A 24,544-nucleotide genomic window follows, 5' to 3' on the forward strand; every position below is an offset into this window, starting at 1 on the left:
ATCCTAGTGCCTCTGCCGGGATCTGGCACGCCAGCGCAGCCACACCAGCGCGCCGCCGACCAGCCCGCCGAGGTGGGCGAAATGGGCGATGCCCTGAGCCGATCCGGTCACGCCCAGCCACAGCTCGATGCCGGCGTAGAGGGTGACGAACAGCCAGGCCGGCATCGGGATCGGCGGGATCAGCGGCACGATCGTCGCTTTCGGGAACAGAGCCGCGAACACCAGCATCACCCCGAACAGGCCGCCGGATGCGCCGACGGTCGGGTAGGGCGATCCGGTCAAGTCATTGACCAGCAACTGTGCCGCGGCCGCGCACAGCACGCTGGCGAAGTAGAGCAGGGCAAAGCGGCGCGGTCCGATGATGCGCTCGACGTCGCCGCCGAACATGTGCAGGCCAAGCATGTTGAACACCAGGTGTGTCAGGCCGCCGTGCAGGAAGGCATAGCTCAACGCCTGCCAGAGCTCGAAGTGCGGGCCCAGCGGCCACAACGCGGCCAGGATCAATGCGCGGTCGCCGATCTGCGACTGCACCAGGAACACCACCACGCAGCTGCCGATCAGGGAGCGGCTGACCACGGGTTCATGAAGGGGGAACGGAGAGTTGGACATGTCGGCGGCGTTTCGCGCTCAGAGCGGCTGCTGGCGGGCGGTGGCGATGCGGGTGGCGACGGCCTGCAGGCGCGCGGCGATGGCGTCTGCGGCGGCGGGTTCTGCCCCCAGCCAACGCCCGGCCACCGGATCGAACAGGCGCCGGCACTGTCGTCCCAGTTCGGTATCGATGCGTGCGCGCAGCGCGCGCGGTGACGGTGTCGCCCGCGGCCTCTGCGATGCGTGCAGCGACCAGATCGGCCAGCGGCCGCCAATGCGGTGTCGGCGTACCTTCGGCGTCATTGCCGACCTCATCGCGCAACCTGCGCGCCGTGGCGAGGTCGCCGCGCGTGATCGTGATCATTGCCTGCAGCAGCCGCAACTCGGTGGCGCGCGCGGAATTGTCGTCGACGTTGAGCACGGCGCCGCCAGCACCCGCCGCTGTGCGCGAGTCCGCGGGGGGAACCGCGTCGAGCAGCGCCAGCCAGGTGGCGGCCAGTGTCATCGGCGTGCTTTCGCTGCCGTGCTGGGCATCGCGGAACGCCAGGATCGTCGACAGCTCGGAGCGCGCGCGCACCGGATCGTCCGCCGCCACCGCCACCTGCGCGCGCAGCAGGCGCGCCTCGTGGACATAACGCGAGCCGGGCGCATACAGCGCGCTGCGCCCGGCCAGCGCGTGTTCAACGCAGCGCTCGGCGAGTTCGGTGTTGCCAAGATCGAGTGCGATCGCGCCGAGCCACATCATGTCGGTGAGCAGGCCCGGGTGCTGCGCCGGCACCGTGGCCAGGGTGCGTTCGGCGAGGCGCAGAAGGGCATCGGCCGCGGCGCCGGTATCGCCCAGTTGGCGTCGTGCCATGCCATCGAGATAGTCGACGAACACCGATTCGTAGTCGTCATCCAGCTGCGCGGCAGTCGCGAACGCGCGCGCTTCCTGCACCTGCAGCAGCGCCCGCGCCGGATGTCCGCTGAACAGGCTGGTCTCGATGCGGTCGTTGCGGATGCCAAGGCACTGCAGCGGCTTCAGCACGGTGTCGTCGTCGCACAAGGCGAACTGGGCTTCGGCCAGCGCGCCGGATCGGGCGAAGTTGCGTTGCAAGCGGTACAGGTCCACCAGCCGCCCACGCACTTCCACCAGCAGCGCGTGGGTGTCCGGAACGTGCCCGGCAAGCAGGCGCTCGGCGCGCTCCAGCGCCTCGGCCGCCGCGTCGCCGCGTTCCAGCACCAGCAGGCTGCGGCCGAACTGCTGCAGCAGCGTCGCCTCCATTTCCGGATCGTCGGGAAAACGCCCGACCAGATCGCGCGCAGCATGCTCGAACATGACATCGACCCGGAGCGCCGGGTTGGGCGCCTGGTAGGGGTTGGCGCTCTGCACCATGCCGAGCATGAAATCGCGCGCGGCCAGCGCGCGGTCGCGCTCGACGTTGGCGCGCCGCGCCTGCGCCAGCGCGACCAGCAGGCCGAGCACCAGCGCGAGCAGCGCACTGCCCGAAATCGCGACCACGGTTCGATGGCGCAGCGCGAACTTGCGCAGGCGATACCAGCCGGTGTCGGGGCGCGCCCGGATTGGTTGGCCATCGAGATAGCGCGCGATATCGTCGGCGAAGTCCGACGCGGTCGCATAGCGACGTTCCGGTTGTGCGGCCAGCGCACGCACGAGGATGGTGTCGAGGTCGCCTTGCAACTCGCGGGCAAGGCGCTTGCGTTGCAGCGGTGGCCGCAGCGCCTCGTCGCCGAGCGTGGTCGCGACCACCTCGCTCGGCGTGCGCAGGCGCTCGCTGACGAGGTCGCGCAGGATGCGTTCCAGTCCGCCCTGGCGCTCGAAAGGACGCGCGCCGCACAGCAGTTCGTAGCCGATCACGCCGAGCGCGTACACATCGGCGGCGGTGCCGACATCGTCGCCGCGCAGCTGTTCCGGCGCCGCGTAGCCGGGCGACAGTGGCCGCACCCCGGTGCGGGTCAGCGTCTCTTCGTCGGAATCGTCGAGCAGGCGCGCGATGCCGAAGTCGAGCAGGTGCGGATGGCCTTCGCGGTCGACGAGCACGTTCTGCGGCTTGAGGTCGCGGTGCACGACGAAGCTTCGGTGCGCGAATGCGACTGCTTCGGCGATCTCGATCAGCAGGCGCAGGCGCGTGGCGATGTCCGGACGTTCGGCGCGCACGTGCTCCAGCAGCATGTGCCCAGCGATGTACTCCATCGTCAGGAACATGCGCCCATCGGCGGTGGTGCCGACGTCCAGCAGGCGCGCGATGCCCGGGTGCTGCAGGCGCGCGAGGATGCGGCGCTCGCGCTGGAAGCGTTGCGCGGCGACGCTGGAATCGCGACCCGCGAGCAACACCTTGACCGCGACCGCGCGCTCGATGTCGTCCTGGCGCCAGCGCGCGAGCCACACCGCCCCCATGCCGCCGCTGCCAAGCAGGCGTTCGACGCGATAACGCGGTCCAAGTTGCGGCTCCGCCGGCTGCAGGGCCGGACCGGAAATGCCTGGCGCAGTGACATGTTCGTCCAGGCCTGCGCCGGCGGGCGCGGGTTGCTGGTCTTCAGGTGTCGCGGTGGGCGTGCCAGGGAGCGAGGCGTTCATCGGTCCGGATTATTGCGCGCCCGTGGTCGCCGCGGGTGCGGCCTCGGCTACGATGGCGCACCCTCCCACCGCGACCGACCGTGAGCAAGCATCCCCTGCGCCTGCAATGGCTGCGTCGCCGCAAGCGCCTGCGGTGGATTCTGCGCATGCTGCCGCGGCGGGCCAACGTCGGCCGCTATCCGGTGATCCGGCGTTTCGCCGAGGCGGCGCGCACGCGCCCCTACCTGTGGTCGTTCAAGCGCGCAAACGTGCTGCCGGCGCTCTATGTCGGCAGCGTGCTGGCGTTCATGCCGACCTATGGGCTGCAGGTGTTGCTCGGTTTGCTCGCGGCATTCGTGGTGCGCGCCAACCTGACCATCATGATCGGTCTGCAGATGCTGACCAACCCGCTCACCGCAGCCCCGGTGTATCTGGTCACGCATGCGATCGGGCAGTGGCTGATCGAGCGGACCGGCTACGGCGCTGCCCAGGCTGGCATCGGCAGTAGCGTCAACGCCTTGATCCTCGGCGGCCTCGTGGTCGGCGTCGTGGTCGCGGTGTTGCTCGATCTCGCCTGGCGCTTCCTGGCCTGGGAGGCTGAACGGTTTCTGCGCCGCTATCGAGAGTGGCACGCGCGCCACACCGCAGTTCCAGATCGGGCTTAGGAGCGATCCACGATCAGGTAATGCTTGGTCATCGCCGCGAGCACTTCGAAGGTGCCGCGAAAGCCAGCCGGAATCAGCAGCGAATGACCCGCAGTGCAGTCGATGCTGTGGCCATCATCGGCGGTGAGGCGGCAGCGCCCGTGCGTGACGAAGAACAACTCGTCTTCGCGCTCGCCCATCTCGATGCGCCAACTGCCGACCTCGCTCGACCAGATGCCGGCGAACACTTCGCCGCTGGCATTGGTGTAGTGGTTCCAGGTGGTGCGCTGCGGGTTGCCGTCGATGCGTCGCTCGGCGCGCGGGTGGTCGGTCTCGGGTTCGACCGGGTGCAGATCGAAGCGCAGTGCGTGCGGGGTCATGGCGTGCTTCCGTGGTCGATGCGGCGGCATCGGAACATGGCCGGAGGCGGCCTGGCAAGTCGCTACACTGCCGCCTTTCCGATCACCGAAGTGACCCGATGAGCGCAAGCGCCAACAGCGGCCGGATGCCGCGCCAGATTCCCTACATCATCGCCAACGAAGCCTGCGAACGCTTCAGCTTCTACGGCATGCGCAACATCCTCACCAACTTCCTGATCAGCAGCGTCCTGCTTGCCTATCTGCCGGAGTCGGAACGCGCGGCGATGTCGAAGGAGGTGTTCCACACCTTCGTGATCGGCGTGTACTTCTTCCCGCTGCTCGGCGGCTGGCTCGCCGACCGCGTGTTCGGCAAGTACCGCACCATCTTCTGGTTCTCGATCCTGTACTGCGTCGGCCAGTTCTCGCTGGCGCTGTTCGTCGAGAACCGCATCGGCTTCTATGGCGGGCTGTTGCTGATTGCGCTCGGTTCCGGCGGCATCAAGCCGCTGGTCGCGAGTTTCATGGGTGACCAGTTCGACCAGAGCAACAAGCACAAGGCCAAGCTGGTCTTCGACGCGTTCTACTGGATCATCAATTTTGGTTCGTTCTTCGCGTCGTTGTTCATGCCGATCATCTTGCGAAATTACGGGCCGAGCGTCGCTTTCGGCGTGCCCGGCGTGCTGATGGTGATCGCGACCTTCTTCTTCTGGCTCGGTCGTCACCAGTACGTGCACGTGGCGCCAGCGCCGCGCGACCCGCATTCCTTCCTCAATGTGTCGCTGACGGCGCTGAAGACGCAGCGGGCCGGCGTCCCCAATCCCGGACTGATGCTTGCCTGGCTTGGTGTCGCGCTGGCGTTCGTCGCGCTCGCGTTCTTCGGCCAGCTCGGTCTCGTCTCGTCGTTCTGCCTCGCCATCGTCTGCATCATCGCGTTCGGCGGCATCGGCACCTCGTTGCAGATCGAACGCGCGCGCGGCAGGCATCCGGACGAAGCTGTCGACGGCGTCAGCGCCGTGCTGCGCATCTTGATCGTGTTTGCGCTGACCACGCCGTTCTGGTCGCTGTTCGACCAGAAGGCCTCGACCTGGGTGATCCAGGGCAATGCGATGCTGATGCCCGATCACTTGTGGTGGTGGCCGAGCATGCTGGTCAAGGACGCGGCGCAGATGCAGGCGCTGAATCCGATCCTGGTGATGCTGCTGATTCCGTTCAACAACATCGTGCTGTATCCGCTGCTGAACCGCATTGGTTTGCAGGTGACGGCGCTGCGGCGCATGGGCTTCGGCATCGCGTTTTCGGGCGTGGCCTGGATCGTCGCCGGCGTGCTGCAGCTCTGGCTCGACCAGGGTGATTCGGTGTCGCTCGCCTGGCAGATCGCGCCGTATGCGTTGCTGACCTTTGGCGAAGTGCTGGTCTCGGCCACCGGCCTCGAGTTCGCCTACAGCCAGGCGCCGGCGCGGATGAAGGGCGTGATCATGGCCTTCTGGTACCTCGCGGTGACCATCGGCAATCTCTGGGTGCTGCTTGCCAACACCACGATCAAGCAACCCGCCGTGCTCGAGAAGGTCGCCGCGATGGGCTTGAGTGCGAACGCTTTTCTGATGTTCTTCTTCGCCGCCTTCGCACTCGTCTGCGCAGCCCTGTTCGCGCTCTACGCCCGCGTCTATCCGATGCAGGACCACTACCGCAAGGTGGGGTGAGGCAAGCACCGGCGCGGGGGTCGGTCTACCCGCAAGACCGGCGCTAGAATCAAACGGGAAATCGGAGAATCGCCATGAAGTTCAATATCGAGTGCGAGCGCGAACTGGACGGACGATGGCTGGCTGAGGTGACCGGTCTACCCGGCGCGATGGCCTATGGCACCAGCGCCGATGAGGCCATGGGTCGCGCCGAAGCACTGGCGCTGCGTGCCCTTGCGGAACAACTCGAGCACGGCGAGGTTCGGGCGCTGGAAATCAGCATCTCGCTTCCTGTTGCGGCATGAGTGAGTGGCCTTCCTGCAAGGCGAGGCGAGTACTTGCGGCACTGATCTGCATCGGATGGCAGCCGAAGCGTCAGACCGGTTCTCACCGGACGTTGTCCAGGACTGACTGGCCGGATTTCGTATTCGCGTTTCACGACGGCGACGAGATCGGTCCGCGCATGCTTGCGCGCATTGCCAAGCACACCGGCTTGCGGCCCAACGACCTGTAGGAGTCGATGCAATCGGGAGCGCGCGTGCGCATTCGCTTGGCGGCGTACGCACTTCGGATCGGAAGGGCGCAGCGACGGTGCATCCGTGCGGCGCAGGCCCGATCTGGCGTCGGCGCCGCGCTTTCATTGACGATCGAGCGACGTGCTCAGTGCCGCTGCAGCCACGCGTGATAGATGCCGCCGATGTAGCCCAGCAGCAGGAACGGGGAGGCGTAGAACGCGAGCACGGTGGTCACCAGCACGACCACGTAGGCGGTGTCGTTGGGGCCGCGCTCCGAATCGCGGATGCCGGACATGATGCTGAAAACGACGTGTTCCAGGTTCAGCACGGTCAGCGCGAATACGATCAGGGCCATCGGCAGCAGTGTGCCGATGACGACGGCGAAGGCCGACAGCTGGCCGACGCGCTGGAGGAACACCGCGTAGAGTGCAAGCCGCCACACCGCGACCACCGCGAGGAAACCGGCGTTGAGGGTCGCCGCGGTGTCCATGCTGGTGAAGCGCTCCACCGGAATCGCATAGAGCAGGGCCGGTGGCGATGTCAGCGTGACGAACAGCAGCACGTTGCGAAACGACCAGTGCTGCGGTCGCAGCGGCGCGATCAGCAGCCACAGCATCAGGGACAGCACCAGCACATAGGCGACCGACCCCAGTCCGGCCAGTTGCCAAAGCTCGGCGCGCGGGTTGTCCCAGTAGCGACCGATGCCGGCCAGCCAGGTGACGACCAGGCCGAACCCGAGCGACTCCGGCCAATACTGCAGCAGCGCCGGGCTCGGCTGGCGGAAGCTCAGGAAACGCCCGACATCCGCCAACAGCAGCGCGAACGAAAACGGTGGCGGTGCGGGCGCAGGCGTCGCGGGCAAGTCGGATTCCATGGTCGAGTTCATCGCGAGGGGTTCTGGCGGCGGGGAGGATGGTGCGACCCTACCCGAACTTCACCAGGAACCGCTGCCGGAGACGATGCGCAGTTCTGCCCAATGGCCCGCATCGCCGACCACCAAATGCCTTGGTCGGATCGGTTTGGAGAGCGATTCGGCACGGCCCACCTCGCGCTTGCTATATGCATTCGTATGCGTATCATCGGCTCATGCGCTTCGTATGGGACGAGTCCAAGCGGAAAGCCAACCTGAAGAAGCACGGATTGGACTTCGCCGACGCCCATCGGGTGTTTGCGGGCCCGATGGTGCTGTTCGAGGATGATCGAGAAGATTACGGCGAGCAGCGCATGATCGGAGTTGGGGTTCTCGATGCGCTGATTGTGCTGATCGTGCACGTGGAGAGCACCGACACCATTCGCTTGATTTCGATGCGCAAGGCAGACCGAGATGAAACGCACATCTACTACCAGGAAGTCGGGCTCTGACGAGGCGCCCAAGCTGAAGGCCTCCGACTTCGCGCGCGCGAAGTTTCGCGTTGCCGGCAAGCAGGTCGAACGCACCGAGTGGCAAGCCGCGGTGCGCGAGCGCGTCGGCAAGGAGCGCATCACCATCATGATCGATACCGACGTGCTGGCCGCGTACAAGGCTAGGGCCGGTGCGCGCGGCTACCAGACGCTCATCAATCAGGCGCTGCGCAATGCGCTGCTCGGAGATCGGATCGAGGCGGCCATCCGCAAGACGATTCGGGAAGAGCTGCGCGGTTGAGTTTGCTGGGCGGGGGAGCGCATCCGGCCAAAGCCGAACCCACGTAAGCGTGACAATCGCGATCGCCTTGTTGCGTAGCTGTCTCCGGTTCCCGAGGAGATGGCCGGATGGTGCGCGTGATTCGTGGATGGGGTGGCGTGATTGCGCTGCTGCTGACGTTGTTCGCCCAAGCGGTGTCGGCGCAGACGCTGACGACGTGGGTGACGACCACGGCCGCCTTCGGGCCGGGTTCGTTGCTGGCGGCGGTGCAGGGGTTGCAGTCGGGGTATGCCGGCGTGCAGGAGATCCGTTTCGCGCTGCCGGCGGGCAGCAACGTGATCTGGTTGAACCAGCCGATGCCGGACATCGTTGGTGCGCAGGTGCGCATCGACGCTTCGGACATGAGCGGCGGCGTGGTCGTCGATGGCAACGGCCATGGCCAGATTTCGGTGGCGAGCGGATCGACGGTGCAATCGCTGGAACTGCGGGCAATCACCCTGCGCCGCGGCGGGCGCATCGATGCCGGCGGCTGCATCCGCGTGCGCAACGCAAACACCGCGCTGACCTTGAACGCGGTCCGCGTCGAGGACTGCCACGTCTACTATCAATCAGCGACGCCCGGCGTGCGCGGCGGCGCATTGTTCGCGGCCGGGGCGCTGGTCATCAACGACTCGGTCTTCAGCAACAACAGCATTCTGAGCGAGGCCGTGATCCCGGTCGCCGCCAATGACGCGCTCGGCGGCGCCGTATACAAGGAAGGCGCACACGCGGTCAGCATCGAGCGCAGCGTGTTCCAGAACAACCGCGTCTACCTCAACAACTCGCTGCCGAGTTTCTGCAGCAGCGGCCACGGCGGTGCGCTGGCGCTGAACATGCCGGGCAGCGGCATCGCGGTGACGGTCCGTGATACACAGTTCGAGGGCAACCGCAATTCGTGCCGCAACCCGACCGTGAGCCAGGACATCGACGGCACCGGTGACGGTGGCGCCATCGTCTACTACGGCAATGGCCCCAACAACGTGCTGCTGGAGAACAATTACTTCCACGACAACCGCGGCAATCGTGGCGGCGCGGTCGGCTTCATCCAGTCATTGACGACCAACGTGATTGCGCGCAACAACACGTTTTTCGCAAACCATGCCAACGCCACCGGCGGTGGCCTGGCCTTCGTCAACTGCTGCACGGCGACGGTCGAGCACAACACCTTCCACGACAATGTTTCCGGATCGACCGGTCTGCCCGACCAGCTCGCGTTGATGGTCAACGCCTTGCCGTCGTTGCAGCATAACCTGATCAACGGCGGCATACCGGCCTGCGACTCAAGTCTGGCCGCGAGCCAGGGTGGCGTAGCGGGCTACAACCTGTATTTCGGCGGCAGCTGCCTGATTGCGAACGACAGCGGCAGCCAACATGTCGACTACATGAACTGGCTGCAGGCGCCCACGCTCAGCGGCGGCTACGTGCCGACACTGATGCCGGCCTATGGCAGCCCCGCGATCGATGGCGGCGACCCGAATGGCTGCGCACCCTTCGACGCGCGCTACGTCATGCGCCCGGTCGATGGCGACGGCGACGGCATCGCCCGCTGCGACATCGGCGCGGTCGAGAGCACCATCGTCGACGCGATCTTCCGCAACCAGTTCGAGTAGCTGCGCCGCCACGCCGATTCGCGCCACAATCGGGGCCCTCGCAACCACGGGAAGCGCCATGTTCCGATCCTTCGTCGTCTGCCTTGCACTGCTGTCGTTCGCCGCCGCCGCGCACGCCGAGTCGGTGCCTGCCGCACCCGCCGCCGCGCGCATCCTGGTGCTGGCGCGACACGGGCACTACGAAGCCGATCCCGCTGCCGATCCCAAGCTCGGCCCGGGCCTGTCATCGCTCGGCATCGCGCAGGCGCAATTGCTCGGCGCGCGCCTGGCCGGCCTGCCACAGCGCTTCGATGCCATCCTCGCGAGCCCGTTGACCCGCGCCCAGGAAACCGCGCGCGTCATCGCCGACGATCTCCCCGGCGTGCCTATGTCCACCATCGCCGACCTCGCCGAGTGCACGCCACCGACGCGCCGCCCGCAAGCCGTGGCCGGCGTGCCCGCGGAAGCGCTGAAGGCCTGCACTGAACAACTCGACCGCCTGTTCGCCGAACACGTCAAGCCCGCCACCGGCGCGCCGCGCCGCGAGTTGCTGGTCTGTCACGGCAACGTGATCCGCTACCTGACGACCAAGGCACTGGCCGTCGATGCCGGCGCCTGGCTCGATCTCTCGGTCGGCCACACCAGCCTGACCACGATCCGCATCGAAGCCGACGGCAGCATCCGCTTGGTCGGCTCCGGTGACATTGGCCACCTCCCCGCCAACCTCCAGACCGGCGCACTTGGCGACCCCGAACGCAAGCTCGCAGTCCCCGCCAAGTAGGCCCCCGAGCCAACTCGCACGCCAAGCCATTCCCCGTAGGATGTGCCGAGCGCAGCGAGGCGCATCGGCAGTAGCGTTGCGATGCAGGTTTCTTAGTCGGCGGGCATCGAAAACTGCAGCCGCGCCAACTCGGCGTAGAGGCCACCGGCCTGGATCAGTTCGGCGTGACTGCCGATGGCCTGGATGCGGCCGTGGTCGAGGACGACGATGCGGTCGGCTTTCTGCACGGTGGCGAGGCGGTGGGCGATGATGATCGTGGTGCGGCTGCCGACCACGGCGTCGATCGCTTGCTGGATCGCCGCTTCGGATTGCGCGTCGAGCGCGCTGGTGGCTTCGTCGAGCAGCAGGATCGGGGCGTCGCGCAGTAGCGCGCGTGCGATCGCGATGCGCTGGCGCTGGCCGCCGGAGAGGCGCACGCCGCGTTCGCCGAGTTCGGCGGCGTAGCCGCCGGGTTGGGCGAGAATGAACTCGTGTGCCTGCGCTGCGCGCGCGGCCCGTTCGATCGCGGCCTGGTCGGCACCGTCACCGCCGAGCGCGATGTTGGCGGCGGCATCCATCGCGAAGATCACCGGGTGCTGAGGCACCAGCGCGATGCCGTTGCGCAAGTCGGCGAGTGGCATCTGATCGATGGCGTGGTCGTCGATCAGGATGCGGCCGGATTCGGCCTCATGGAAGCGCAGCAACAGCTGGAAAAGGGTGCTCTTGCCAGCGCCGCTTGGGCCGACCAGGGCGATGGTTTCGCCGGGGCGGATGTCGAGCGAGAAGTCGTCGAGCGCGATCTGCCCGGGTCGGCTCGGGTAGCGAAAGCGCACGTGCTCGAAGCGGATCGCGCCGCGCGGTGTATTGGACCTTGCCTTGGCATCGGCGCGATCGCGCACTGCGGGCACGGTGGCGAGCAGTTCGGCGATGCGCTCCATCGCGCCGGCGGCGCGCTGCACCTCGCCCCAGACTTCGGTGAGTGCGCCGACCGAAGCGGCAGCGGTGACCGCGTAGAACACGAACTGGCCCAGGGTTCCGGCGGTCATCGCGCCGGCAAGCACGTCCTTGGCGCCGACCCACAGCACCAGGGTGATCGCGCCGAACACCAGCAGGATCACCATCAGCGTCAGCCATGCCCGCGTCGAGATGCGCCGGCGCGCCGTGCCGAGCGCACGCAGGATGGCACCGTCGAAACGCCGCGACTCCGCGACTTCGCGCGTGTACGCCTGCAACGTCTGGATCGCGCCAAGCGACTCCGCGGCTTGTGCGGTGGCATCGGCGATGCGTTCCTGCGACTCCTTCGACAAGCCGCGCACGCGGCGACCGAAGAACACGATCGGCAGGATCGCGAGTGGAATCACCAGTGCCGCCAGGCCGGCGAGCTTGGGGCTGGTGATCGCGAGCAGCACGCTGGCGCCGATCAACATGACCACGCTGCGCAGGGCCACCGATACCGACGAGCCAATCACTGTCTGTACCAATTCCGCGTCTGCGGTGATGCGCGACAACAGTTCGCCGCTGCGACTGCGCTCGAAGAACGCGGCGTCGAGCGTCAGCAAGTGGGCGTAGAGCCGACGCCGCAGGTCGGCGACCACGGATTCGCCGAGCATCGAGACGAACCAGAAGCGCATCGCGGTGGCGATCGCGAGTACGCCGGCAACGAGGAACAGTCCGAGGAAGCTGCGGTCGATCGCTGCCGGGTCACCGCCGGAGAAACCGTGGTCGATCATCTGCCCGACCGCCCAGGGCAGTGTCAGCGATGCGCCCGAGGACAGCATCAGAAACAGCAGCCAGCCGGCGGCCAGCGGACGATAGGGGCGCAGGAACGGCAACACTGCGCGCAGCGGCTTCAGGCCGGGCTTGGGACTTGCTTCGGGCGTGGACATCGCTGCGATGTGGGGGCGGCGATGGCCGACGCAAGCGCGTCGCGCAGCCTCAATCGATCAGGCGCATGGTCGCCTGGCCGCGGCTGGCGTCGCGCAGTTGCTGGCCGAATCGTTCGACCTGGTCGGCACGCACGCGCAGGCGCAGCTGCACGCCGTCGGCGTTGAAGCGTTCCTCCAGTTTCTCGGCGCTGCTGCTGTCGATCAGCGCATGGGCGGCACCCAGATGCGCAAAACCAAGACTGATTTCGATCTCGCACATGCGCTCACGCAGTTGCCGCGGCGCGGTGCGCAGGCATTCGGCCGCAGCACCGCCATAGGCGCGTACCAGTCCGCCCGCGCCGAGCTTGATTCCGCCGAACCAGCGCGTGACCACGACCACGACCTGGTCCAGCCCCTGGCCGTCGATCGCAGCCAGAATGGGACGGCCCGCGGTTCCGGCCGGCTCGTCGGCATCGTCCGATCGATAGAGCTCGCCGATGCGATAGGCCCAGCAGTTGTGGCGGGCGTCCTCGTCGCTGGCGCTGGCGATGAAGGCCATCGCCGCGGCCAAGCTGTCGGCGTGCGCGGCCTGGGCGATGAAGCGGCTCTTCTTGATCTCGATGTCGAAGCGATGCGCCGCCGCCAGCGTCGGCAGCAGGCTCATGGCTGGAAGCGGCGCAGGTCCGGGGGGATCACGGCATCCGGATAAGCCGCACGGAAGCGCAGCAGTTCGGCGCGCGCTTCGCTGTGGCGGCGCTCGCGCACCAGTCGGCGGATGCGCTCCAGCCATTCATCGCGCGCGTGCAGATCCTGCTTTTCCTGGGCGCGGCCGGCGCCTGATTCCTGGTCGGCGTCGATGCGTTCGCTTGAGGCGTCCTTGGCATCCTCGGCAGCACTGCCGAGCGCGATGACCGGTGCTGCTGGAGCCGGGGTGGCCGGAGCAGCCAGATTCTGGCGCTGCTCCGGCATCGCCGAACGCGTGGCGTGATCGGCGCGCTTGTCGGCTTCGATCGCGCCACGTCGTTGCGGCGCCGGCGCAGCGGCTGCGGAGAGCGCTTCGCTCGCTGTTGGTTCCGCCCGGTCGGCCAGGACCACCTCTTCTGCAGCCGGCTGGGATTGCTGCTCGCTCTTGGCTTCGTTGAACGCCTGCGGCTCTGGCTTTGCGGGCGGCGGCGGTGGCAATTGCGCCATCTCCAGTGCCTTGGCACGGTCGCGGCTGGAACTCGGCAACACCTCGACCTCAAAGGTCTCCTCGCGCGCCCGTGCGCCATCGAGCATGGCTTCGCCGCGCGCGGATTCCTGTGCCTCGTACACGCGCCAGCCGATGCCGGCGGCGATGGCGACGCCGGCAAAGCTCGCGGCCAGCGCGATCCAGCGCGGCGGCCGGTAGGTGTGGCTGACCGCAGCGCGCGCTTTGGTCAGCACCGCGCGGTCGAGCAACGCGGTCGGCTCCGACTGCGGCAGCCGCTTGTACGCGGCCACTTCGGCCTCGTAGTCGCGCATCAGGTCTTCGAGCTCGCGGTCGTTCATGCGCATGACCTCAAGCTGGATCGCAGTTTTTCAAGGGCATAGCGCAGCCGCGATTTCGCGGTTTCACGCCCAACCGCCATCACTTCGGCGATTTCCTCGATGCCGAGGCCGTTCTCGACGCGCAGCAGGAAGGCGCCGCGTTGTTCGGCCGGCAACTCCGCGAGGGCATCTTGCAGGCGGCGCGACTGCTCGAAGTCGCTGAGCACGCGTTCGGGACGTTCACGCTCGTCGTTCTCGGCAACACGGAAGGCGTTCTCGGCGGTTTCGCCGTTGTCCTCGGGGCGCTCGCGGCGATACTGGTCGATCACCAGGTTGTGCGCGATCTGCAGCAGCCAGGTCGAGAACTTGGCCTCGACGCGATAGCGCGCACGCGCCTGGATCACACGCCCCCACACTTCCTGGAACATCTCGTCGGCGAGTTCGCGGCGCTTCAGACCACGCAACAGGAACCGGAACAACGGCCCGCGATGACGCGTGTACAGCGTCTCGAACGCACGCGCGTCGCCGCTTGCGTAGGCCAGCATCAGTTCCTCGTCGCTGCGTTCGGTCATCGTCCACGAGCGTAAACGATGCGCTGCATCCGGCATAGCCTCGGCGGCAGGGAAGTGAAGCGGGGACAGGGCGATGGCGGCGGTCATGGGGGGTGGAACGCGGCGGCCGGGGCATCGGGGTTTTGCAGGAGCATCGCGGGCCGGAGCCCGCTCCCACGGGTGCACAGACAAACCCTCCTGGAGCACCTGTGGGAGCGGGCTCCGGCCCGCGATTCCGACTACCCCAGCACCGCCTCCACCACCCGCATGGCCAACTGGTCCGAGCTCGCCGCCGTGGTATCGAGCACCAACTCGGCCTGCTCGGGACGCTCGTAGGGCGAGTCGATGCCGGTGAAGTTCGGGATCAGGCCGGCGCGGGCCTTCGCGTACAGGCCTTTGACGTCGCGTTGCTCGCAGACTTCGAGCGGGGTGTCGACGAACACTTCGATGAACTCGCCGTCGGCAAAGCGCTCGCGCGCCATTCGCCGCTCATCGCGGAAGGGCGAGATGAAGGACACGATCACGATCAGCCCGGCATCGACCATCAGGCGCGCGACTTCGGAGACACGGCGGATGTTCTCGACGCGATCCTCGGCGCTGAAGCCGAGATCGCGGTTGAGGCCGTGGCGCACGTTGTCGCCATCGAGCAGGTAGGTGTGGTGGCCGCTGGCGAGCAGGCGCTTCTCGACCAGGTTCGCGATGGTCGACTTGCCCGAGCCCGACAGCCCGGTGAACCACAGGCAGCGCGGCACCTGGCCCTTGATCGCGGCGCGCGCCTGCTTGCCCACATCGAGCGCCTGCCAGTGCACGTTGCTGGCGCGGCGCAGCGCGAACTCGATGCGCCCCATCGCGACGGTGGCGTTGCTGCTGCGGTCGATCAGGATGAAGGCGCCGAGCGCGCGATTCTCGGCGTAGGGCGCGAACGCGATGTCCTGGTCCAGCGACAGGTTGCACACCGCGACCTCGTTCAGCAGCAGCCGCGTCGCGGCCAGGTGCTCCTGGGTGTTCACATCGACCTTGTGCTTGATCGCGGTGACCTGCGCCGTCACCGTGCGCGCAGCGGACTTCAGCAGATAGCGCCGGCCCGGCATCAGCGGCGCGTCGTCGAGCCACAGCAGCTGCACCGCGAACTGGTCGGCGATCGCACACGGCGCGGCGGCGGACGCGAGCACGTCGCCGCGGCTGACGTCGATCTCGTGATCGAGCGCGATCAATGCCGACTCGCCGGCCTGTGCGGATTCGCGTGCAGCGTCGCCGACGGCGATGCTGGCGACGCGCGCATGGCGGCCCGAAGGCAGCGACACCAGTTCGTCGCCGAGCTGCACGCGACCGCTTGCGATCAGCCCGGCATAGCCGCGGAAATCGGCGTGCGGTCGGCACACCCACTGCACCGGCATGCGCAGTGGCGTCGCGGTGTCGTCGTCGGGTAGCGGCTGTATTTCCAGGTGTTCGAGCAGGGGCGGCCCGGCGTACCACGGCGTGGCGGTCGAGCGCGCGATCACGTTGTCGCCGACCAGGCCCGAGAGCGGAATCGCCTGTACCCGGGCGATGCCGAGCGTGGCCGCAAGCTCGCGGTATTCGGTGGCGATGGCATCGAAGCGCGACTGGTCGTAGCCGACCAGGTCCATCTTGTTCACCGCGAGCACGACATCGCGGATGCCGAGCAGGGCGACGATGTAGCTGTGTCGGCGCGTCTGCGTGAGCAGGCCCTTGCGTGCGTCGACCAGGACCACGGCGACATCCGCAGTGGATGCGCCGGTGGCCATGTTGCGGGTGTATTGCTCGTGCCCGGGGCAGTCGGCGACGATGAACTGGCGGCGGTCGGTGCCGAAGAAGCGGTAGGCGACGTCGATGGTGATGCCTTGCTCGCGTTCGGCGGCGAGCCCATCGAGCAGCAGCGCGTAGTCGATCGCTTCGCCCTGGGTGCCGTGGCGGGCGCTGTCGCGTTCGAGGCGCGCAAGCTGGTCGTCGTAGAGCTGCTTGCTCTCGTACAGCAGACGCCCGATCAGGGTGCTCTTGCCGTCGTCGACGCTGCCGCAGGTGATGAAACGCAGCAACGGCTTGCGCTCATGCCGCGCTAGATACGCCGAAATTGCCCCTGCCTGCAGCTCCAGGCCAGGCTCTTGTGGGTCCGGGATTCTCCCGGACGCTTTCCCAAGCTCCTGTGGGTCCGGGATTCTCCCGGACGCTTTCCCGACACCCACCATCAGAAATACCCCTCCTGCTTCTTCTGCTCCATCGACGCCCCGGCATCGCCGTCGATCAGCCGGCCCTGACGCTCGGACTGGCGCGCGACCAGCATCTCCGCTATCACCGCCTCCAGACGATCGGCGGCGGACTCGATCGCGCCCGACAACGGATAGCAGCCGAGTGTGCGGAAGCGGATGCGGCGCAGCTGCGGTGTCTCCCCGGGCCGCATCGGCAGACGCTCGTCATCGACTAGGATCAGGGCGCCGTCGCGTTCGACCACCGGCCGCTCGGCCGCGAAGTACAAGGGCACCACCGGGATGCGTTCGCGCAGGATGTACAGCCAGATGTCGAGTTCGGTCCAGTTCGAGAGCGGGAACACGCGCACGCTCTCGCCCGGGGCGATGCGGGTGTTGTAAAGGTTCCATGGCTCCGGACGCTGTTGCTTGGGGTCCCAGCGATGCGCGCTGCTGCGGAACGAGAACACCCGCTCCTTGGCGCGCGAGGCTTCCTCGTCGCGGCGTGCTCCGCCGATGGCGGCATCGTAACGGCCGGCCTCCAGCGCCTGTTTCAGCCCTTCGGTCTTCATGATGCGGGTGTGCTCGGCCGAGCCGTGGCTGATCGGCCCGACACCGTCGCGCTGCCCGTCGGGATTGATGTGCACGCGCAGCTCGACGCCATAGCGCGCCGGCACTTGGTCGCGCAGCGCGTACATGTCGCGGAACTTCCAGCCGGTATCGACATGCAGCAGCGGGATCGGCGGCGGCGCCGGATGGAAGGCCTTGCGCAACAGGTGCAGCAGCACCGAGCTGTCCTTGCCGATCGAATACAGCATCACCGGCCGCGCGAACTCGGCGGCGACTTCGCGCAGGATGTGCAGGCTCTCGGCTTCGAGCCGGTCCAGATGGGTCAGCGTCATTCGCCCATTGTCCGCGAAAGCGTGCCGCGACGGATATGACGCGATGCGCAGTGGCCATGCCGCCCCGGAATATGCCGTGTAGCGGCTATTCGAACGAGTCGGAGAGCAAGGGGTTTGGATGGGTGTCGATGCGTGCGATCAGCGGGTGCTCGACCCCGGAATTGCAGGTGGGTGACGTAGTGGCCACCAGCGCGGTGGCATTGCCCCAGGAACTGATGTTGCCAAGGCCCTGCGAACCCCAGCAGCCGCCGTTGCCGGTGTAGCGGAAGCTGCCGCCGCCGTGGTTGCCGAACCGCGTATCCACCTCGTATTCCGACGGGTCGGGCAGCGGCCGGATGACGGCCACGTAGAACCCGATCGCTGCGCCGTTGTCGGCTTCGAGGTTGGCCGCGAAGATCGCGCGTCCGCCGGCCGCCGCGGTGGCCGTGGGCAGCGCTGCGGTCGAGGCGTTGATGTTGGTCGGCAGTCCGCCGAGCGCTTCGGGCAGCGGCAGTGCCAGCTCCTGGACGCCGCTGTCGTGGGCGACCAGCAGCAGCGGTTGCCCGCCACCTTGCGCAAGGGGTTGGCTGCCGGCGGCCACCATCGTGGTGCCGCTGATCGAGCGCCCGCGGTGCACGCGAAAGTCGGCAGGGCGCGAGTAGGCGGTGGCCGAGTCGAGCTGCAGCGTGGTGCTGTTCAGACGCAGCAGCAGCAGCGCGGGGACGCCGCCGCTGCTGGTGCCGTGTGCCAACGCGTGGATGCGGCCATCGCCGCCGACGCGCGCCGCGGCCAGGTGCTGCGGATTGGCTTCGGCCGAGGTGGGTGTGGCCGCGGCGCTCGCCCAGGTCATCGCGGCATTGAAGCGCGCTGCAAAGCCGAGCGTTGTTCCGAAGCCTTGCAGTTGGCCCACAAGCAGCCATTCGCCGCTCCCCAGTCGCAGCAGCGAGCCGAGGCGGGTGTCGCCCAGCATCGCCGATCCGGTGGCGAGCGTACTGATGTCGTAGCTGGAGGTCTGGCCGAAATAGTCCGCCGCGAATTGCCCGGTTTGCAGATTCAGGCGGGCGAGGCGAGTCAGGTCGGGGTTGCCCCGCTGCACGAAGGCCAGTGCCATCTCGTCGTCTGAGGCATTGCCGTTGTTGACGCCGCTGCAGGCCATCACGCTGCTTTTTGCATTCCAGCTCGGCGGCGCGGTTTCGCGCGCGATGCCGTCGCCGGAAAACGCGGTGTCGAGATCGCCGTCCGGTCGCAGGCGCAGGATCACGAACTGGGTCGCCTGTTCGTCGTAGGCCACCACCGCCAGGCTGCCGCCCTCGACCGGGCAGGAGCCGACCGAACTGACCCCGTTGCCGAGCCCAGACACCACCCGCAGGCCATCGCCATCGAAGGCCGGGTCGAGCACCGGCGACGCGCTCGCCGTCAGCGATGCCAGGCCGAACAGGGCGGCATGGGCGCCGCGCATCAGGTAGTTCATCGGGTACTCCGAGGTTGGGGTTGCCTCGCAGTACGCAGAATCCGCGCAGATTCTTCGCGCCCCGTCGCGATCAGGCGCGCGCCTTGCGTTGCGCCAGTTGCTCCAGGAAGTCGCGTGCGGTTTCCACCGCGATCTCGAAGTTCTCGGCCAGCATCAGCAGGTTCGGGTGCTCCAGGATGTTCATCGACATCAGCACCTTGTGCGGCTGTGGTTGCAGGCCGGAGAAGAACACCTTGATGCCGAGCTTGTCGGCACGGTCGAGGAACTGGCGCACCGCCTGGGCCCCGGAAGCATCCATCAGCGGCACCCGGCGCAGGCGCAAAATGAACAGCTGCGGTCGCTCGGCGAACTGGTCGAGCACGTCGTCGAGGCGGTTGGCGACGGCGAAGAACAACGGCCCGGAGATCTGGAACGCCTCGACCCCCGCGGGGAGCTGCGCGCGCTGATCCGGTTGCGTCGGGGCGCCGGCGTCTTCCTCGTCGTCCTCGATCAGCTTGCGCCCGGATTCGATCTCGACCACCTCGCTCATGCGGTGCATGAACAGGAACGCCGCCAGCACCACGCCGACTTCGATGGCGACGGTGAGATCGGCCACCACGGTGAGGGTGAAGGTGACGACCAGCACCACGCGGTCGCCGACCGGGCCGTGCAGCAGGTGCTTCACGTGCTGGATTTCGGCCATGTTCCAGGCCACGACCAGCAGCACCGAAGCCAGGATCGCCAGCGGCACGTAGCCCATCAGCGGCGCCGCGACCAGCATGAACGCGAGGATGAACAGTGCATGCAGGATGCCGGCGATCGGCGAACGCGCGCCGGCGCGGACATTGGTTGCGGTGCGCGCGATGGCGCCGGTCGCGGGCAGGCCGCCAAACAGCGCCGAACCGCAGTTGGCGACGCCTTGCGCCACCAGTTCCGCATTCGAGCGATGGCGTCCGCCGATCATGCCGTCGGCGACCACCGCCGAGAGCAGCGACTCGACCCCGGCGAGAAAGGCGATGGTGAAACTGGCCGGCAGCATCTCGAAGCTGCGCTCCCAGGGAATGACCGGGAAGTCGAAGCTCGGCAAGCTCGACGGGATGCCGCCGAAGCGCGTCGCGATGGTGTCGACCGGAACGCCGCCCAGCGTGACCACGACCGCCGCCAGCGCGACCACGATCAGGAACCCCGGCCACTTCGGCCGCCAGCGTCGCATCAGCACCAGGCTCACGATGCCGACGACGCAGAGCAGGGCGGTGGCCGCGTCGAAGCTGTCGAACGAAGCGAAATAGGTGCGCCAGCGCGGCAGGAACTCGGCCGGCAACTTCGCGATGTCGAGGCCGAGCGCGTCCTTGATCTGGCTCGAAAAGATGCTGACCGCGATGCCGGCGGTGAAGCCGACGATCACCGGCTGCGGCATGTAGCGCATCAGCGTGCCAAGGCGCAGCAGCCCGGCGCCGATCAGCATCACGCCCGCCAACAGCGTGCACAGAATCAGCCCTTCATAGCCGAACTTCTCGATGATCCCGAACACCACCGGAATGAACGCCGCAGTCGGCCCGCCGATTTGCACGCGCGAGCCACCGAGGAACGAGATCAGGAACCCGGCGATGATCGCCGTATGCAACCCCTTTTCCGGCGTCGTGCCAGACGCGATCGCAAGCGCCATCGCCAGCGGCAGCGCGACCACCGCGACCGTGAGCCCGGCGACCACATCATGGCGAAAGTCCCCCAGCCCATACCCCCGCCGCAGCACGCTGACCAGCTTCGGCACAAAGAGGTGCCATGGTCGTCGCGGGGCGATCCTGTTCGCAGGCTGCATCACCCGACGTTAGCAAACCGTGGCCGGATGCGCGAGGTTGGCGAGTCGACAGGCTGGCGCGCTGACGCATCGCGTCGCCGCCTGCGGATCAGGCCGTATTCGACAGCAGGCTTTCGTAGGGAATGCGCAGCCCCTCGTGCAGCCGCTTCACCATGGTCAGGCTCAGGTGGCGCTTGCCACTCAACACCTCCGACACGCGCCCGCTGGGGCCAATGTATGGCTCCAGCTGGCGTGCCGTCAGGCCAAGCTGTTCCATGCGGAACTTGATTGCCTCGATGGGATGGGAGGGTGGCATCGGCTGGTGCTGGGCCTCGTAGCGCTCCACCAGGACGGCCAGCACTTCGAGTTCGTCCCCATCCGGGCTGCCGATACGCGCGCCCCAAAGTTCGTCGATCCGAATCATTGCCCGCTTGTAGTCGGTCTTGTTGCGGATGGGTTTGATGTTCATCAGATGTTCTCCGCGTCGATCCGGTCGTACTGCGCATGGGTGCCGACAAAGCGCACCCTCGCCAACTGTCGTTGGTAGTCGATGGCCAGCACCACTCGGTACGACAACACATCGGGCTGACCGCGACAAGTTCACGCGCCCCGCCTTTTTCCTGTCGAAGCGTGAGGATTTCGGCGCTCCAGGTGAACCGGGCGGGCCCGAGCGGTGCGCGACCGCGAGCGCCTCAGCCGGTCGTTGCCGGCAGGCGCTTGGTCATGCCGGGGGAGAGCCAGAGTTCGTTGTCGGCGTCGACGATCAGGGCGTCTACGGCGGGCAGGGCTTGCAGGCGTTCGCGGCCGGCTTTGGCGCCGGTGACCATGATGGCGGTGCCGAGGCCGTTGATGGCTTCGAGGTGTTCGCTGATCAGGGCGACGCCGTGGGGGCCGCGGGTCGGGTAGCCGGTCTTCGGGTCGAGGACGTGGTGCAGGCGTTGGCCCTGGTGCATCACGAAGCGTTCGTAGTCGCCCGAGGCGGCGACGAAACCGCGGCTCAGCGCGACCGTGCCGAGCAGTTGCTGCGGTCGGCGCGGATCGCGCAGGCCGATGCGCCAGTCGTGGCCGTCGAGTTGGCCGTGCACCAGTACATCGCCGCCGCCATTGATCATGGCGTTGGTCACGCCTGCGCGATTCAGCACCTGCATGCCCGCCTCCAGGATCGGCAGCTTGGCGATGCCGCCGAGGTCAAGGCGAACGCCGCGGCGCGCGAGATAGGCGGTGCCGGCGCGCTCGTCGAGCACGAGCGCATCGAAGCCGACCAGTGGCAACTCCGCTGCTACTTGTTCGGCGCTGGCGATCGAGGGTTGCTGCGGATTGAAGTCCCAGCTGCGCAGCGAACCGACGGTGGCGTCGAAGGCGCCACCGCTGGCTCGTGCCGCCGCCTGTGCCATGCGCAGCACCTGCATCAGCTCCGGCGGCACGCGCACCGGTTGCAGCCCGGCGGCAAGGTGAATGGCATTGAGCGCGCCGGTAGCGCGGTAGCGGCTCATCAGGTCGGCGAGGCGCGCCATCTCGGCAAAGGCGATCTCGGCGGCGCGGGCGAGTGCGGCGTCGCCATCGCCCTGCAGGGTGAGATCGAGGCGGGTGCCCATCAATGGTCGCGAGCCCTGATAGACGCCGCTGCGCGCCCGCACCGGCGGCAGCACCAGCCCGCACGCCAGCAGCGGCAGCGCCTGGCTCAGGCGACGGCGGGCGCGTTGTCGGGCATCGAGAATTTCGGGCTTCATGCTGCGGTGTCGCGCCTGGGCGTGGGCTGACCTTGCAGTCTATAGAGCACGGCGTGCATGGCCAATCACGATCGCATGTGCAGGATTGACCGATGTCAATCGCGCACGAAGTCGACAGGATCAACATGCTCGGCGGCAGAACGACGTTTCCAACCCGCCCGCGAGTCCGAGATCCGGACAGGGCGCTGACGAGGATCAAGACATGAGCGACAACAAAGTGCAGGAAGATTCGGCCTCCGCGATGCTTGGCCGCCGCAAGTTCATCAACTACACCGCGCTCGCCGGTCTGGCTGGCGTGGCCGCCTGTTCGGAAAAGCCGAACAGCGCGGCGCCGCCAGTGGCGCCGGTAGCCGCCGCAGGCGGCAGTGACCACGCCGCCAGCGTCCACCTCAAGCCCGGCGAACTCGACACCTACTACGGCCTGTGGAGTGGCGGACACACCGGCGACATGCGCGTGCTCGGCCTGCCTTCCGGGCGCGAGATCACGCGCATTCCCTGCTTCGTGCCGGACGCGTTGGTCGGCTGGGGCATCACCAATGAATCGAAGAAGGTGATGGGCACCAAGGCCGACGGCAGCCTGCGCTACCACGTCGCCGACACCCATCACACCCATGCCTCGTACAAGGACGGCAACTACGACGGCCGCTACGCCTGGATCAACGACAAGATCAACGCCCGCGTGGCCCGCATCCGCCTCGACTACTTCGTCTGCGACAAGATCACCGACCTGCCCAACGTGCAGGGTTTCCACGGCATCTTCCCGGACAAAGCCGATCCGGTCGATGCGGCGATCAACTACACCACGCGCGTGTTCTGCGGCGGCGAGTTCTCGATCCCGCTGCCGAACACCGGCAGCGACGACGCCAGCCAGTACCGCTCGCTGTTCAGCTGCGTCGATGCCGAGACCATGGAAGTGCGCTGGCAGGTGCTGCTCGATGGCAACTGCGATCTGGTCGCCACCTCCTACGACGGCAAGCTCGCCGCGACCAACCAGTACAACATCGAGATGGGCGCGCTCTACGAAGAGATGATGGCGGCCGAACGCGACGCCTGCGTGTTCTTCAACATCGCGCGCATCGAGGCGGCGGTGAAGGCCGGCAGCTTCAAGACCTACGGCGATTCCAAGGTGCCGGTGGTCGATGGCACCCGCGCCGCCAACCAGGACCCGGCCACGGCGCTGACCGCCTATGTGCCGGTACCGAAGAACCCGCACGGCGTGAATGCCAGCCCGGACGGCAAGTATTTCATCTGCGCCGGCAAGCTGTCGCCGACCGGTACGGTGATCGAGCTGTCGCGCGTGCTCGACTATTTCGACGGCAAGCTGGCCAAGCTCGACGACGCCATCGTCGCCGAGGTCGAGCTGGGTTTGGGCCCGTTGCACACGGCGTTCGATGGCCGTGGCAACGCCTACACCACGCTGTTCCTCGACAGCCAGGTGGTGAAATGGAACGTGGATGCCGCGATCAAGTTCCACGCCGGCGACAAGACCGCGCAGTACGTGCTCGATCGTCTCGACCTGTCGTACCAGCCCGGGCACCTGAACGCGTCGCAGTCGGAGACGCGCGCTGCCGACGGCAAGTACCTGGCGGTCGGTTGCAAGTTCTCCAAGGACCGTTTCCTGCCGGTGGGGCCGTTGCACCCGGAGAACGAGCAGTTGATCGACATCTCCGGCGACAAGATGGTGCTGCTCGCCGACCATCCGGTGCGTGGCGAACCGCACGACTTCATCATCTTCAAGCGCGACCTGCTGCGCCCGAAGCAGGTGTACACGCTCGAAGAGTTCCCGAATGCGATCAAGGACCCGAAGGAGTCCGGTGTGTTCCGCGACGGCCGCAAGGTCACCGTCAAGATGACCTCGCAGGCGCCGGCGTTCAGCCTGCGCGACTTCAAGCTCAAGAAGGGTGATGAGGTCACGTTGATCCTGACCAACCTGGACAAGGTCGAGGACCTGACCCACGGCTTCGCCATCCCGAACCACAACGTCAACTTCATCGTCAATCCGCAGGAGACCGCGTCGGTGACCTTCACCGCCGACAAGGCGGGCGTGTTCTGGTGCTATTGCACGCACTTCTGCCACGCGCTGCATCTGGAAATGCGTTCGCGCATGATCGTCGAAGGCTAGTCGACGTGCGGCGAGGCGGCAGCGGCGGGGGTCTGCCGCTGCCGGACGGATCTGGCTCGCGCCTCGGCGTTGGCCGATGAAGG

Annotated in this window: 23 protein-coding genes and 1 pseudogene; 9 read left to right on the forward strand and 15 right to left on the reverse strand. The window is 67.2% G+C overall.

Going from position 1 to position 24,544, the window contains the following annotated elements; all coding sequences use genetic code 11:
* Window positions 1-3: 3 nt before the first annotated feature.
* Window positions 4-609, reverse strand: coding sequence for a rhomboid family intramembrane serine protease (locus IPG63_19000; GenBank protein ID MBK6729246.1), 606 nt, complete (start codon window positions 607-609; stop codon window positions 4-6).
* Window positions 581-3,166: a serine/threonine protein kinase gene (locus IPG63_19005; GenBank protein ID MBK6729247.1), complete on the reverse strand. Its 2,586-nt coding sequence runs from the start codon at window positions 3,164-3,166 to the stop codon at window positions 581-583. The genes IPG63_19000 and IPG63_19005 overlap by 29 nt, the downstream gene beginning before the upstream one ends.
* A gap of 80 nt (window positions 3,167-3,246) precedes the next feature.
* Here IPG63_19005 and IPG63_19010 point away from each other — a divergent pair, with 80 nt between their 5' ends.
* On the forward strand, window positions 3,247-3,810 hold the full coding sequence (locus IPG63_19010; GenBank protein MBK6729248.1) for a DUF2062 domain-containing protein: 564 nt from the start codon (window positions 3,247-3,249) through the stop codon (window positions 3,808-3,810).
* Here the strand turns inward: IPG63_19010 and IPG63_19015 are convergent.
* The gene (locus IPG63_19015; protein ID MBK6729249.1) at window positions 3,807-4,169 is read right to left on the reverse strand and encodes a DUF861 domain-containing protein; all 363 of its coding nucleotides are present in this window, start codon (window positions 4,167-4,169) and stop codon (window positions 3,807-3,809) included. The two genes, IPG63_19010 and IPG63_19015, sit on opposite strands and share 4 nt — an antisense overlap.
* Before the next feature lie 98 nt (window positions 4,170-4,267).
* Between IPG63_19015 and IPG63_19020 the strand changes: the two genes are divergently transcribed.
* From IPG63_19020 to IPG63_19030, 3 genes are all read left to right on the forward strand, one after another.
* A complete protein-coding gene (locus IPG63_19020; protein ID MBK6729250.1) occupies window positions 4,268-5,848 on the forward strand; it encodes an MFS transporter in 1,581 nt (526 codons plus the stop codon).
* Between the two features lie 74 nt (window positions 5,849-5,922).
* On the forward strand, window positions 5,923-6,132 hold the full coding sequence (locus tag IPG63_19025; protein ID MBK6729251.1) for a type II toxin-antitoxin system HicB family antitoxin: 210 nt from the start codon (window positions 5,923-5,925) through the stop codon (window positions 6,130-6,132).
* The gene (locus IPG63_19030) at window positions 6,129-6,341 is read left to right on the forward strand and encodes a type II toxin-antitoxin system HicA family toxin (GenBank protein ID MBK6729252.1); all 213 of its coding nucleotides are present in this window, start codon (window positions 6,129-6,131) and stop codon (window positions 6,339-6,341) included. The genes IPG63_19025 and IPG63_19030 overlap by 4 nt, the downstream gene beginning before the upstream one ends.
* A gap of 146 nt (window positions 6,342-6,487) precedes the next feature.
* On the opposite strand, the gene IPG63_19035 is transcribed toward IPG63_19030, so the two are convergent.
* Window positions 6,488-7,228 (reverse strand): hypothetical protein, encoded by a 741-nt coding sequence (locus tag IPG63_19035; GenBank protein ID MBK6729253.1) that lies wholly within the window; start codon window positions 7,226-7,228, stop codon window positions 6,488-6,490.
* Between the two features lie 200 nt (window positions 7,229-7,428).
* On the opposite strand from IPG63_19035, the gene IPG63_19040 reads away from it, so the two are divergent.
* The 4 genes from IPG63_19040 to IPG63_19055 all read left to right on the forward strand — a co-directional run bounded on the left by IPG63_19040 (window position 7,429) and on the right by IPG63_19055 (window position 10,372).
* Window positions 7,429-7,704: a BrnT family toxin gene (locus IPG63_19040; GenBank protein ID MBK6729254.1), complete on the forward strand. Its 276-nt coding sequence runs from the start codon at window positions 7,429-7,431 to the stop codon at window positions 7,702-7,704.
* On the forward strand, window positions 7,667-7,984 hold the full coding sequence (locus IPG63_19045) for a BrnA antitoxin family protein (protein MBK6729255.1): 318 nt from the start codon (window positions 7,667-7,669) through the stop codon (window positions 7,982-7,984). The genes IPG63_19040 and IPG63_19045 overlap by 38 nt, the downstream gene beginning before the upstream one ends.
* A 107-nt stretch (window positions 7,985-8,091) precedes the next feature.
* Complete coding sequence (locus tag IPG63_19050) at window positions 8,092-9,612, forward strand: right-handed parallel beta-helix repeat-containing protein (GenBank protein MBK6729256.1); 1,521 nt, start codon at window positions 8,092-8,094, stop codon at window positions 9,610-9,612.
* A gap of 58 nt (window positions 9,613-9,670) precedes the next feature.
* The gene (locus IPG63_19055) at window positions 9,671-10,372 is read left to right on the forward strand and encodes a histidine phosphatase family protein (protein MBK6729257.1); all 702 of its coding nucleotides are present in this window, start codon (window positions 9,671-9,673) and stop codon (window positions 10,370-10,372) included.
* Window positions 10,373-10,464: 92 nt separating this feature from the next.
* On the opposite strand, the gene IPG63_19060 is transcribed toward IPG63_19055, so the two are convergent.
* The 11 genes and pseudogenes from IPG63_19060 to IPG63_19110 all read right to left on the reverse strand — a co-directional run bounded on the left by IPG63_19060 (window position 10,465) and on the right by IPG63_19110 (window position 22,339).
* Window positions 10,465-12,237, reverse strand: a complete 1,773-nt coding sequence (locus IPG63_19060; GenBank protein ID MBK6729258.1) for an ATP-binding cassette domain-containing protein — start codon at window positions 12,235-12,237, stop codon at window positions 10,465-10,467.
* A gap of 49 nt (window positions 12,238-12,286) precedes the next feature.
* Window positions 12,287-12,880 carry a YigZ family protein gene (locus tag IPG63_19065; protein MBK6729259.1) on the reverse strand — a complete coding sequence of 198 codons (594 nt, stop codon included), beginning with the start codon at window positions 12,878-12,880 and terminating at the stop codon, window positions 12,287-12,289.
* Entirely contained in the window at window positions 12,877-13,746 is an 870-nt protein-coding gene (locus IPG63_19070) for a hypothetical protein (GenBank protein ID MBK6729260.1), read from the reverse strand. The genes IPG63_19065 and IPG63_19070 overlap by 4 nt, the downstream gene beginning before the upstream one ends.
* The gene (locus IPG63_19075) at window positions 13,743-14,297 is read right to left on the reverse strand and encodes an RNA polymerase sigma factor (GenBank protein ID MBK6729261.1); all 555 of its coding nucleotides are present in this window, start codon (window positions 14,295-14,297) and stop codon (window positions 13,743-13,745) included. The genes IPG63_19070 and IPG63_19075 overlap by 4 nt, the downstream gene beginning before the upstream one ends.
* A gap of 218 nt (window positions 14,298-14,515) precedes the next feature.
* A complete protein-coding gene (gene cysN, locus IPG63_19080) occupies window positions 14,516-16,483 on the reverse strand; it encodes a sulfate adenylyltransferase subunit CysN (GenBank protein ID MBK6729262.1) in 1,968 nt (655 codons plus the stop codon).
* Window positions 16,483-17,382 (reverse strand): sulfate adenylyltransferase subunit CysD, encoded by a 900-nt coding sequence (gene cysD / locus IPG63_19085; protein ID MBK6729263.1) that lies wholly within the window; start codon window positions 17,380-17,382, stop codon window positions 16,483-16,485. Before cysD ends, cysN begins: the two co-directional genes overlap by 1 nt.
* A gap of 85 nt (window positions 17,383-17,467) precedes the next feature.
* Complete coding sequence (locus tag IPG63_19090) at window positions 17,468-18,832, reverse strand: hypothetical protein (GenBank protein ID MBK6729264.1); 1,365 nt, start codon at window positions 18,830-18,832, stop codon at window positions 17,468-17,470.
* Window positions 18,833-18,902: 70 nt separating this feature from the next.
* Entirely contained in the window at window positions 18,903-20,630 is a 1,728-nt protein-coding gene (locus tag IPG63_19095; GenBank protein ID MBK6729265.1) for an STAS domain-containing protein, read from the reverse strand.
* 88 nt (window positions 20,631-20,718) lie between these two features.
* On the reverse strand, window positions 20,719-21,078 hold the full coding sequence (locus IPG63_19100; protein ID MBK6729266.1) for a transcriptional regulator: 360 nt from the start codon (window positions 21,076-21,078) through the stop codon (window positions 20,719-20,721).
* A pseudogene (locus IPG63_19105) lies at window positions 21,078-21,179 on the reverse strand (type II toxin-antitoxin system HigB family toxin). Before IPG63_19105 ends, IPG63_19100 begins: the two are co-directional and overlap by 1 nt.
* Window positions 21,180-21,301: 122 nt before the next feature.
* Window positions 21,302-22,339 (reverse strand): FAD:protein FMN transferase, encoded by a 1,038-nt coding sequence (locus IPG63_19110; protein ID MBK6729267.1) that lies wholly within the window; start codon window positions 22,337-22,339, stop codon window positions 21,302-21,304.
* Window positions 22,340-22,541: 202 nt separating this feature from the next.
* Between IPG63_19110 and IPG63_19115 the strand changes: the two genes are divergently transcribed.
* Window positions 22,542-24,461, forward strand: a complete 1,920-nt coding sequence (locus IPG63_19115; GenBank protein MBK6729268.1) for a nitrous-oxide reductase — start codon at window positions 22,542-22,544, stop codon at window positions 24,459-24,461.
* The last annotated feature ends 83 nt before the right edge of the window (window positions 24,462-24,544 follow it).

Source organism: Lysobacterales bacterium, from assembly GCA_016703225.1.
Lineage (GTDB): Bacteria > Pseudomonadota > Gammaproteobacteria > Xanthomonadales > Ahniellaceae > JADKHK01.